Source organism: Streptomyces sp. NPDC079020, from assembly GCF_044542225.1.
In the GTDB taxonomy this organism is placed as follows: domain Bacteria; phylum Actinomycetota; class Actinomycetes; order Streptomycetales; family Streptomycetaceae; genus Streptomyces.
Genome location: NZ_JBITUB010000028.1, coordinates 1 through 10901, shown reverse-complemented (window position 1 = coordinate 10901; position 10901 = coordinate 1). Strand labels below are relative to the sequence as shown.

At 70.2% G+C, this 10901-nt stretch carries 9 protein-coding genes and 1 other RNA gene; 9 read left to right on the top strand and 1 reads right to left on the bottom strand.

Features of this window, described 5'->3' with window-relative positions:
• Positions 1-488 precede the first annotated feature (488 nt).
• From ACIGJO_RS34275 to ACIGJO_RS34260, 4 genes are all read left to right on the top strand, one after another.
• A complete protein-coding gene (locus tag ACIGJO_RS34275; protein WP_399965046.1) occupies positions 489-2180 on the top strand; it encodes a serine/threonine-protein kinase in 1692 nt (563 codons plus the stop codon).
• A 147-nt stretch (positions 2181-2327) separates the two neighbouring features.
• Entirely contained in the window at positions 2328-3572 is a 1245-nt protein-coding gene (locus tag ACIGJO_RS34270; protein ID WP_399965043.1) for a serine/threonine-protein kinase, read from the top strand.
• 112 nt (positions 3573-3684) lie between these two features.
• Positions 3685-4791, top strand: a complete 1107-nt coding sequence (gene prfB, locus ACIGJO_RS34265; RefSeq protein ID WP_399965040.1) for a peptide chain release factor 2 — start codon at positions 3685-3687, stop codon at positions 4789-4791.
• Between the two features lie 364 nt (positions 4792-5155).
• Positions 5156-6121 (top strand): hypothetical protein, encoded by a 966-nt coding sequence (locus ACIGJO_RS34260; RefSeq protein WP_399965038.1) that lies wholly within the window; start codon positions 5156-5158, stop codon positions 6119-6121.
• Between the two features lie 143 nt (positions 6122-6264).
• Here ACIGJO_RS34260 and ACIGJO_RS34255 read toward each other — a convergent pair whose 3' ends face one another.
• On the bottom strand, positions 6265-6465 hold the full coding sequence (locus tag ACIGJO_RS34255; RefSeq protein WP_399965036.1) for a hypothetical protein: 201 nt from the start codon (positions 6463-6465) through the stop codon (positions 6265-6267).
• A 257-nt stretch (positions 6466-6722) separates the two neighbouring features.
• Between ACIGJO_RS34255 and ftsE the strand changes: the two genes are divergently transcribed.
• The 5 genes from ftsE to ssrA all read left to right on the top strand — a co-directional run bounded on the left by ftsE (position 6723) and on the right by ssrA (position 10608).
• Positions 6723-7412, top strand: a complete 690-nt coding sequence (ftsE, locus tag ACIGJO_RS34250) for a cell division ATP-binding protein FtsE (RefSeq protein ID WP_073723825.1) — start codon at positions 6723-6725, stop codon at positions 7410-7412.
• Positions 7413-7454: 42 nt separating this feature from the next.
• Positions 7455-8372, top strand: a complete 918-nt coding sequence (ftsX, locus tag ACIGJO_RS34245) for a permease-like cell division protein FtsX (protein ID WP_266931541.1) — start codon at positions 7455-7457, stop codon at positions 8370-8372.
• Between the two features lie 68 nt (positions 8373-8440).
• Positions 8441-9628, top strand: coding sequence for a S41 family peptidase (locus ACIGJO_RS34240; protein WP_399965034.1), 1188 nt, complete (start codon positions 8441-8443; stop codon positions 9626-9628).
• Between the two features lie 18 nt (positions 9629-9646).
• Entirely contained in the window at positions 9647-10135 is a 489-nt protein-coding gene (smpB, locus tag ACIGJO_RS34235) for an SsrA-binding protein SmpB (protein WP_266931538.1), read from the top strand.
• A gap of 86 nt (positions 10136-10221) precedes the next feature.
• Positions 10222-10608, top strand: a transfer-messenger RNA (tmRNA) gene (gene ssrA / locus ACIGJO_RS34230).
• The last annotated feature ends 293 nt before the right edge of the window (positions 10609-10901 follow it).

Sequence of the window (10901 nt, the reverse complement as noted above, 5' to 3'; positions counted from 1 at the left end):
CGGGGTGCCCGGCAGGGGAAACGCCCTGTGATGTCCCCCCACCCGGCACGGACGCGTCGTCCGGTTCAGGTCGTCACGGACCGCGAGGTTCCCGACCCCAGGGTTCCGTGCTGGAAGGCATCCTCGCACCTGCCACTGACAACACGCCCGGGGGCCACCTTCAAATGATCTTGAATGGCCGAGTGTGGTCGTAAAAACGCCTGCTTGGGTCTGGTTCGAGCTGTTCGGGGGCGTCGTCCGCCCCGCATCGGAAAGGCGTGGGGAACGGTTGTTCGGCAACCGTCGGCAACCTTCTGTCCGGTGTGTGCGTCTTCCTCCGGACACGGCCGGAATCCCGCGCGGCATCCGCCCGGCGCCCGTCGCGACGCGGCGGGAACAAGACCGGAGGACGACCGGCCGGTGGCCCGTTCGGCGGCACTAGAGTGGGCCGGAACATCCGGGCGGGCCCGGGGGACCGCAAGCACCACGATCAGCAGGGAGCGCATGACGTGCGGCCGGTAGGCAGCAAGTACCTGCTCGAGGAGCCGCTCGGACGCGGCGCCACGGGCACCGTCTGGCGAGCCCGCCAGCGGGAGACCGCGGGCGCCGAGGCGGCCGTCGCCGGCGAGCCCGGCGAGACTGTGGCGATCAAGGTCCTCAAGGAGGAGCTCGCCAATGACGCCGATGTCGTGATGCGGTTCCTGCGGGAGCGCTCCGTGCTGCTGCGGCTCACCCACGAGAACATCGTGCGCACCCGGGACCTGGTCGTCGAGGGTGATCTCCTCGCCCTGGTGATGGACCTGATCGACGGTCCCGACCTGCACCGCTACCTGCGCGAGAACGGCCCGCTGACCCCGGTCGCCGCCGCCCTGCTCACCGCCCAGATCGCGGACGCGCTCGCCGCCAGCCACGCGGACGGCGTCGTCCACCGCGACCTCAAGCCCGCCAACGTGCTGCTCGACGAGCGCGACGGCCAGATGCACCCGATGCTCACCGACTTCGGCATCGCGCGGCTCGCCGACTCCCCGGGGCTGACCCGGACCCACGAGTTCGTCGGCACCCCCGCCTATGTCGCGCCCGAGTCCGCCGAGGGCCGCCCGCAGACCTCCGCGGTGGACATCTACGGCGCGGGCATCCTGCTGTACGAGCTGGTGACCGGACGCCCGCCGTTCGCCGGGGGCACCGCTCTCGAAGTCCTGCACCGGCACCTCAGCGAGGAGCCCCGCCGCCCCGGCACCGTCCCCGCGCCCCTGTGGACGGTCATAGAGCGCTGCCTGAGCAAGGACCCCGACCGGCGGCCCAGCGCCGAGAACCTCGCCCGGGGGCTGCGTACCGTCGCCGCGGGCATCGGCGTGCACGCGAACTCGGCCCAGATCGCCGCCGCCGACGGCGTGGGCGCCCTGCTGGCCCCCGACCCGGCGCCCGCCGCGGTCCCCGGGACCCCGGGTGCGGCCGACCCCACCCAGATGCTGCCGGGCAACGTGGGCCCGTACGACCCCGCGGCGCCGACCAGCGTCATGCAGCAGACCCCGGGCCAGACCCCCGGCCAGGGCGGATACGGCCAGGGCGCGGGCGGTCAGGCCGACCCGACCGCCGTTCTGCCACCCGTACCGCAGCGCCCCGACGGCCCTCCGCAGCCCGACGGCCCGCACCCCTGGCAGTCGCAGCTCCAGGCCGCCCGGGACCGCAACGAGCAGACGCAGGTCCAGTACCTCGACCCGAGCGAGGACCCGCTGCGCCGCCGGCCCCAGCGCCAGCAGCCGCCCCAGCAGCCACCGCAGAGGCAGCAGCCGCCGCAGCACCAGCAGCGGCCTCAGCACCAGCAGTACCCGCCGCAGCAGCAGCACCCCCAGCGCTACCAGCAGCCGCAGCCGCCCCAGCAGCCGCAGCGACAGCAGTACGCGCCCCCGCAGCAGCCGCCGCCCCAGCCGCCGCCCCAGCAGCCGGCCCCGCGCCAGCCGAGGCAGCGCAGTGCCAACCCGATGCGCATCCCGGGCCTCGGCTGCCTCAAGGGCTGCCTGTTCACCGTGGTGCTGCTGGTCGTCGCGGGCTGGCTCATCTGGGAACTGACGCCGCTCCAGGACTGGGTCGCCCAGGGCAAGGGCTACTGGGAAGCGATCGGCGACGCCATCAGCGCCGTGAGCGACTGGGTCTCGAAGCTCGGCGACAGCGGCAGCGGCGGCAGCAGCGGCGGCGTCTGAGCGGCCAACTCTGTACCTTTGTCGACTTCTCCGGGCCTATTTGGTCCGGAGAAGTGAAGGTTGGCGCCATCCAGGGCACGTGACACCCCGAACGCCGCGTAACTTTGTCGACCGGGGGGTCCAACGCCAGCCGCTGAGGGAGCAGTCTTGGCACGGAATATCGGCAGCCGGTACACCGCCCACCAGATCCTGGGGCGCGGCAGCGCCGGCACGGTGTGGCTCGGCGAGGGGCCCGAGGGCCCCGTCGCCATCAAGCTGCTCCGCGAGGACCTCGCGTCCGACCAGGAGCTCGTGGGCCGCTTCGTGCAGGAGCGCACCGCCCTGCTCGGGCTCGACCATCCCCAGGTGGTCTCCGTCCGCGACCTCGTCGTGGACGGCAACGACCTGGCCCTGGTCATGACGCTCGTACGCGGAACGGATCTGCGCACCCGCCTGGACCGCGAGCGCCGCCTCGCCCCCGAGGCCGCCGTCGCGATCATCGCGGACGTCGCCGACGGGCTCGCCGCCGCGCACGCGGCCGGGGTGGTCCACCGCGACGTCAAGCCGGAGAACATCCTGCTCGACATGGAGGGGCCGCTCGGCCCCGGCGGTTCGCACCCCGCGCTGCTCACCGACTTCGGCGTCGCGAAGCTGATCGACACCCCGGGCCGCACCAAGTCCACCAAGATCATCGGCACCCCGGACTATCTGGCCCCCGAGATCGTCGAGGGCCTCCCGCCGCGCGCCGCCGTGGACATCTACGCGCTCGCGACGGTGCTGTACGAGCTGCTCGCCGGGTTCACACCCTTCGGCGGCGGCCACCCCGGTGCGGTCCTGCGCCGCCATGTCACCGAGACCGTCGTCCCGCTCCCCGGCATCCCCGAGGAGCTCTGGCAGCTCCTGGTCCAGTGCCTGGCCAAGGCCCCGGCCTCCCGGCTGCGCGCCTCGGAGCTGGCGCTGCGGCTGCGCGAGCTGCTGCCCCTGCTGTCCGGGATACCCCCGCTCGACGTGGACGAGCCGGATGCCGGGGAGGCCGAGCCGCAGTCCCCGGCCTACGACGAGCAGCAGTACACCCCGGCCGAGGAACCCCGCCGCCGCGGCGCCGTTCCGCTGGTCCCCGGCTCCTCGCCGGACTCCAACCGGGACACCCACACGAGCATGCGCGTCCCGGCCCCCGACGAACTGGCCGGCGGCCCCCTGGGCACCGCCCGCGCCCCCCGGGCGCCCGGCCGCCCCCGCCCCGGCTCGGCCCGCAACAAGTCCGCGGCGGTCCGTAAGCGCCGCATCACCCTGGGTGCCGCGGCGGTCCTCCTGTGCGCCGCCGTCGCGGTGGGCGGCTGGCTGGCGACCGGCGGCGAGGACGCGGACGCGACCCCCCAGGACACGGAGAACTCGGCTCCCGCCTCCCCCTGAGGGCCGCTGACCGGGGCCGGAGGGCGCCCGGAACCGGTCCGGGAAGCCGCCCGGAACCGATCAGGTTCCGGGCGAGGGCAAGCTTCACCCGCCCAGCCGTTACGCTGGACCCGTGGCAGTCGTCGATATTTCCGAAGAGCTGAAGTCCCTCTCCTCGACCATGGGGTCGATCGAGGCCGTCCTGGACCTGGATGCGCTGAGGGCGGACATCGCCGCGCTTGAGGAGCAGGCGGCGGCGCCGTCCCTCTGGGACGACCCGGAGGCGGCGCAGAAGATCACCAGCAAGCTTTCGCACCTCCAGGCCGAGGTCCGCAAGGCCGAGGCCCTGCGCGGCCGCATCGACGACCTCGAAGTCCTCTTCGAGCTCGCCGAGGACGAGGGCGACGCCGATGCCCTCGCCGAGGCCGAGGCCGAGCTGGAGTCGGTCCGCAAGGCGCTGGACGAGATGGAAGTCCGCACGCTCCTCTCCGGCGAGTACGACGCCCGTGAGGCCCTCGTCAACATCCGGGCCGAGGCGGGTGGCGTGGACGCCGCCGACTTCGCCGAGAAGCTCCAGCGCATGTACATCCGCTGGGCCGAGCGGCACGGCTACAAGACCGAGGTCTACGAGACGTCGTACGCGGAAGAGGCCGGCATCAAGTCGACCACCTTCGCCGTCCAGGTGCCGTACGCCTACGGCACCCTCTCCGTCGAGCAGGGCACCCACCGCCTGGTCCGGATCTCACCCTTCGACAACCAGGGCCGCCGCCAGACGTCCTTCGCGGGCGTCGAGGTGCTCCCCGTCGTCGAGCAGACCGACCACATCGAGATCGACGAGTCCGAGCTGCGCGTCGATGTGTACCGCTCCTCCGGCCCCGGCGGCCAGGGCGTCAACACCACGGACTCCGCGGTGCGCCTGACCCACCTGCCGACCGGCATCGTCGTCTCCTGCCAGAACGAGCGCTCGCAGATCCAGAACAAGGCCTCCGCGATGAACGTCCTCCAGGCGAAGCTCCTGGAGCGCCGCCGCCAGGAGGACCAGGCCAAGATGGACGCCCTCAAGGGCGACGGCGGCAACTCCTGGGGCAACCAGATGCGTTCGTACGTCCTGCACCCCTACCAGATGGTCAAGGACCTCCGTACGGAGTTCGAGATCGGCAACCCGGAGGCGGTCTTCAACGGGGAGATCGACGGCTTCCTGGAGGCCGGCATCCGCTGGCGCAAGCAGCAGGAGAAGTAACTCCGGCCGTACGTCGGTTGAGCCCGGACAGGCGACTGTCCGGGCTCAACCGCGTTCTGCCGCCGTTCGCGTGGGCCGACGGGAAGTTGCGGGGGAGTCGTGCCCAATGCGTCACAGTCGTGATTCCGAATAGCCGTCAAGAAACCCCATAACGGTGCGTATTGCACGGAACGGCCTTGACGTAATCCTTAACTCTGGCCAGGGTGCTAATGCAGCATGCGTATGTCTGGGACGGGTGTGAACCGGGGGGCGGGCGGGATGGACCACGGTATGACGTGGCCCCGCCGAGAGCGAACCCCTAGGGCCGTGGCCCCGCATATATGGCTGCTCCACTGACGAGATCGGCTACTGGGGGTAGCAACAGATGACCAAGAAGACGCGCATTCGCGTCGCGCGGATAGCCGCTGGTGCGGTTATTGCCGCGGGTGCCTCGCTGACCGCGGCCGGCGCGGCACAGGCCGTCGGCATCGGCATCGAGATCGGTGTTGACGGTGAGGACGGCGTCAGTGCCAAGGCCGCAGTGAACGGCAACGAGAACCCGGCGGGCGGTGCTGACCAGGGCGGGACGTCCGGTGAGAACCCCATCGGTGGTGCTGACGGCGGCGCTGACGGCGGCGCCGATGGTGGTGCCGATGGTGGTGCTGACGGCGGCGCCGATGGTGGTGCCGATGGCGGTGCCGATGGTGGCGCTGACGGCGGCGCCGATGGTGGTGCCGATGGCGGTGCCGATGGTGGCGCTGACGGTGGTGCGGACGGCGGCGCTGATGGCGGTGCCGATGGCGGCGCTGATGGCGGTGCCGATGGTGGCGCTGACGGTGGCGCTGATGGCGGTGCCGATGGTGGCGCTGACGGTGGCGCTGATGGCGGTGCCGATGGTGGCTCGGGCAACAACGGTGGCTCGGGCAACAACGGCGGTTCCGGTAACAACGGTGGCTCGGGCAACAATGGTGGCTCGGGCAACAATGGTGGCTCGGGCAACAACGGCGGTTCCGGCAACAATGGCGGCACCACGGACGGCGGCGGCGACAACGGCGGTTCCAGCAGCGGCACCTCCGGCGGCAGCGGCACTTCCGGCGGCAGCGGCACCTCCGGTGGCGACGGCGCCGGTACCTGCACGGTGGACCTCGACGGTGCCGAGTGCGCCGACAACACCGACACCGACAGCGTCGGCAACCAGCCGGTCGAGCAGGGCAAGGGCAAGGACGAGCTCGCCGAGACCGGTGCGGCCGAGACCACGTTCCTGCTGGTCGGCGCCGCGACGATGATCGCCGGTGGCATCGGCTTCCGTATGCTGCCGCGTCTGGTCGGCGGCGGTCGTACGGTCGCCTAAGGGCCCGTACGCGCACGGAGAAGGGCCCGGGGAGGCCGCTACGGCCTCCCCGGGCCCTTTCGCGTATCCGACCGCTCCGCGGCCCGTACGCGGGCGTATCGGCGCCCGCGGGCCGCTGCGGACAGCGGGGACCGGGTGACGGGTCAGACGGCCTGGTGCGCCAGCAGGGCGAGCGCGGCCACCAGGATCACCATCAGCGCGATCAGCATCGCCGGGTTCAGACCGGCCAGCGGCCCCTGGTCCTGCTGCTCCTGCATCTGCTGCCGCACGGCACGGCACACCCGGCAGCGCCCCTCGGCCACGGGTGCCGCGCAGTTCGCGCACACCAGTCGGTCATAGGTCATGCGCTTTCCTCCTCCCGCGCGGCGGAGCCGCTACTGCTTTCTCTCCGCACAACGCTTCCGGAAACGCAACCGTTCCCCCACCACTGTGCCAGCTCGCGCGGAATTCGGCGCGGCCCGCCGGACAAGGTCCGGCACGACCCGTTTCGTTCCGACCGGGGTTCTGCCACAAATCACCCATTGCCGGACGCCGCATGCACGCGTGAGCCCGGTTCGCGTATGGTCACGCTCACCTACTCCCGGCCGACCGTGGTGCATCCGTGATCCGATTCGACAACGTCTCCAAGACCTACCCGAAGCAGACCCGCCCGGCTCTGCGCGATGTCTCTCTCGACATCGAGAAGGGTGAGTTCGTCTTCCTGGTGGGCTCCTCCGGCTCCGGCAAGTCGACCTTCATGCGGCTGATCCTGCGCGAGGAGCGCGCCAGCACGGGCATGGTCCATGTGCTCGGCAAGGACCTCGCGCGGCTGTCCAACTGGAAGGTGCCGCAGATGCGCCGCCAGCTGGGCACGGTCTTCCAGGACTTCCGTCTCCTGCCCAACAAGACCGTCGCCGAGAACGTGGCCTTCGCGCAGGAGGTCATCGGCAAGCCGCGCGGCGAGATCCGCAAGGCGGTGCCCCAGGTCCTCGACCTCGTCGGCCTCGGCGGCAAGGAGGACCGGATGCCCGGTGAACTCTCCGGCGGTGAACAGCAGCGCGTGGCCATCGCGCGGGCCTTCGTCAACCGCCCCATGCTGCTGATCGCGGACGAGCCGACCGGCAACCTCGACCCTCAGACGTCCGTCGGCATCATGAAGCTGCTGGACCGGATCAACCGGACCGGCACCACCGTGATCATGGCGACCCACGACCAGAACATCGTCGACCAGATGCGCAAGCGCGTCATCGAGCTCGAGCAGGGCCGTCTCGTACGTGACCAGGCACGCGGCGTGTACGGCTACCAGCACTGACGAGGGCCCGGCCCTTCGAGCATCGAGTATGGAAAGGACGCCATGCGCGCCCAGTTCGTCCTGTCGGAGATCGGCGTCGGTCTTCGTCGCAACCTCACGATGACCTTCGCGGTCGTGGTCTCCGTCGCCCTCTCGCTCGCCCTGTTCGGCGGCGCGCTGCTCATGCGCGAGCAGGTCAGCACGATGAAGGACTACTGGTACGACAAGGTCAACGTCTCGATCTTCCTCTGCAACAAGAGCGACGCCAAGGACGTACCCAAGTGCGCCAAGGGTGCAGTCACTCCGCAGCAGAAGAAGGAGATCAAAGCCGATCTCGAAGAGATGGACGCCGTCGAGAAGGTCAGCTTCGAGACGGTCGACGAGGCGTACAAGCACTACCAGGAGCAGTTCGGCGACTCGCCGATGGCGGGCAACATCACGCCCGACCAGATGCAGGAGTCGTTCCGGGTCAAGCTCGACGACCCGAAGAAGTACAAGGTCGTCGCCACCGCCTTCGCGGGGCGCGACGGGGTGCAGTCCGTCCAGGACCAGAGAAGCATCCTGGACAACCTCTTCGGGCTGATGAACGGCATGAACGTCGTCGCGATATACGTGATGGTGCTGATGCTGGTCATCGCGCTGATCCTGATCGTGAACACCGTCCGGGTCTCGGCGTTCAGCCGCAGACGTGAGACGGGCATCATGCGGCTCGTGGGCGCTTCCGGCTTCTACATCCAGATGCCGTTCATCATGGAGGCGGCCGTCGCCGGACTGATCGGGGGCCTGCTCGCCTGCGCCATGCTGCTCGGCGGCCGGTACTTCCTGATCGACGGCGGACTGGCGCTCAAGGACAAGCTGAACCTGATCGACTTCATCGGCTGGGACGCGGTCCTCACCAAGCTGCCGCTCGTCCTCGCGATCGGGCTTCTGATGCCCGCCGTGGCCGCGCTCTTCGCGCTCCGCAAGTACCTCAAGGTGTGACATGCGCCCCCTGTGGCGCACGGCCGATCGGCCGTGCGCCACAGGGGGCTTGTCCTAGACTCGTCCGCATGCCGGGCCCCACGCACCGCTTCGGGCCCCGCGGTCTCTGCCGCGGGGCGGCCCTGACATTGGTCTTCGGGTGCGTCCTCGCCACGGCGGCGGCCACCGGCTCACTGCCCCACGACCCGGAGGCGGGAGGGGACATCCAGGCCCGCGCCATCGCCTCCACCGTGGCCCCCGTGGACCGGGCCGAGATCGAGGACGCCGCCGCCGAGGCCGAGGCCGACGGGAAGTCCGGCACGGAGGCGGCCGAGGAGGTCGTCAGCCGCAGCGGTGACCGATGGGGCGCGGTCTACGACGAGCGGGAGTACGAGGAGTTCGAGCAGGCCCTCGACGGTTCGTACACCGGCATCGGCCTCTCCGCCCGGCGCACCTCCGGCGGCAGTGTCGCCGTGGCCCGGGTGCAGAGCGGGGGCCCCGCGGACCGCGCCGGCATCCGCGCGGGGGACCTGCTGCGCACGGTCGACGGCGGTCGGGTCGACCGGCGGCCCGTCGCCGAGGTCGTCGCCCTGCTGCGCGGCGACGGCACGGGAGCGGCCGAGGGCAGCACGGTGGTTCTCGGGCTCGAACGGGGCGGGCGCGCCTGGACCGAGACCCTGGGCCGGGCCCGGCTCACCACCGAGGCGGTCACCGTCCGGCGGCTGGGCGACGAGCCCTCCGCGGCGGTCATGGTCAAGGTCGCCGCCTTCACCAAGGGAGCCGGGGCCGAGGTCCGGGACGCGGTGCGCGCGGCGCCGGGCGACGCCGGCATCCTGCTGGACCTGCGCGCCAACTCCGGCGGCCTGGTCACCGAGGCCGCCGTCGCGGCCTCCGCCTTCCTGGACGGCGGCCTGGTCGCCACCTACGACGTGCGCGGTGAACAGCGCGCCCTGTACGCCGAGTCCGGCGGCGACACGGACCGGCCCGTCGTGGTCCTCGTCGACGGCGGCACGATGAGCGCGGCGGAGCTGCTGACCGGTGCCCTCCAGGACCGGGGCCGCGCCGTCACCGTCGGATCGCCCACCTTCGGCAAGGGTTCCGTGCAGATGCCCAGCAAGCTCCCGGGCGGTTCCGTGGCCGAGCTGACCGTCGGGCACTACCGCACCCCGGCCGGGCGCAGCGTCGACGGCACGGGCATCACACCCGACCTCGTGGTCGACGCCGGTGCCCAGGAACGGGCCGAAACGGTATTGAGTGGCCTCGGGGGTGGGTCGTAGTGCGAAAATGACCGCACTATGGCCAAGGAAAAAGACACCGGGCGCAAGATGATCGCGCAGAACAAGAAGGCGCGGCACGACTACCACATCCTCGACACCTATGAGTGCGGGCTCGTCCTCATGGGCACCGAGGTCAAGTCCCTGCGGATGGGCCGGGCCTCGCTGGTGGACGGGTTCGTCCAGATCGACGGCCACGAGGCGTGGCTGCACAACATCCACGTCCCCGAGTACGTGCAGGGCACGTGGACCAACCACGCGGCCAAGCGCAAGCGCAAGCTGCTGCTGCACCGTGCCGAGATCGACAAGCTGGAGTCGAAGTCGCAGGAGACGGGCCACACCATCGTGCCGCTCGCGCTGTACTTCAAGGACGGCCGGGTGAAGGTCGAGATCGCGCTGGCGAAGGGCAAGAAGGAGTTCGACAAGCGTCAGACGCTGCGCGAGAAGCAGGACACGAGGGAGACGAACCGTGCGATCGCGGCGGCGCGCAGGCGTCAGCGGAGTGCCTGAGCAGGAATACGCTGGCATCGCCCGGCGTTGGTCACGTACGATGGGCCGTGCACCTCACAGCGGGTGCACGTTTGAAAAATCAACATGGGGATGATCGGTTTCGACAGCGGATGTCGAAGCAGGGGAAGCGAGTCGAGGAAGCGGCAATGATCTCGTAAACCATATGTCGCAAACAATAATCGCCAATTCCAAGCGCGATTCCTCCGCCTTCGCCCTCGCTGCCTAATTAGCAGCTAGCGAAGACTCTGCGGAGTGTCAGCCCGGGGGTGATCCCGACCCGGATCCTGGCATCAACTAGGGATCTAAACTTCTCGGCCCGGTCACGGGGCCGAGAAGGAAATCAAACAGTGACTGAGCCTGTCGGAGGCTTGTTCGTGTGACCTCCGGGGCTGAGAAAAGCGCAGCGAACTGCACTCGGAGAAGCCCTGGTTCTGCACCGTTGGACGCGGGTTCGATTCCCGCCATCTCCACCACCCCATGTAAGCCTCCGCCCCGCGAGTTCACTCGCGGGGCGGAGGCTTTTTCGCTGCCGGAATCCGGCTGCCGCACGCCGTTCGGCGTGGGCGGCCGCCGTGCTGCACGACCTGAACCAGGCGGCGCGCTACGGCACCCATGTCATCGCCATGAAGGACGGCTAAGGGCTGTCCCGCCAGGGATGACGGGACAGCCCTTAGAGCTCGTAACACGATCTTGTTGAAGTGTGCTGGTGGGGCGTAACCGGTGTGACGATTCGGCCGTTCGTGAGGGTGTGGGTACTCGACCGTGG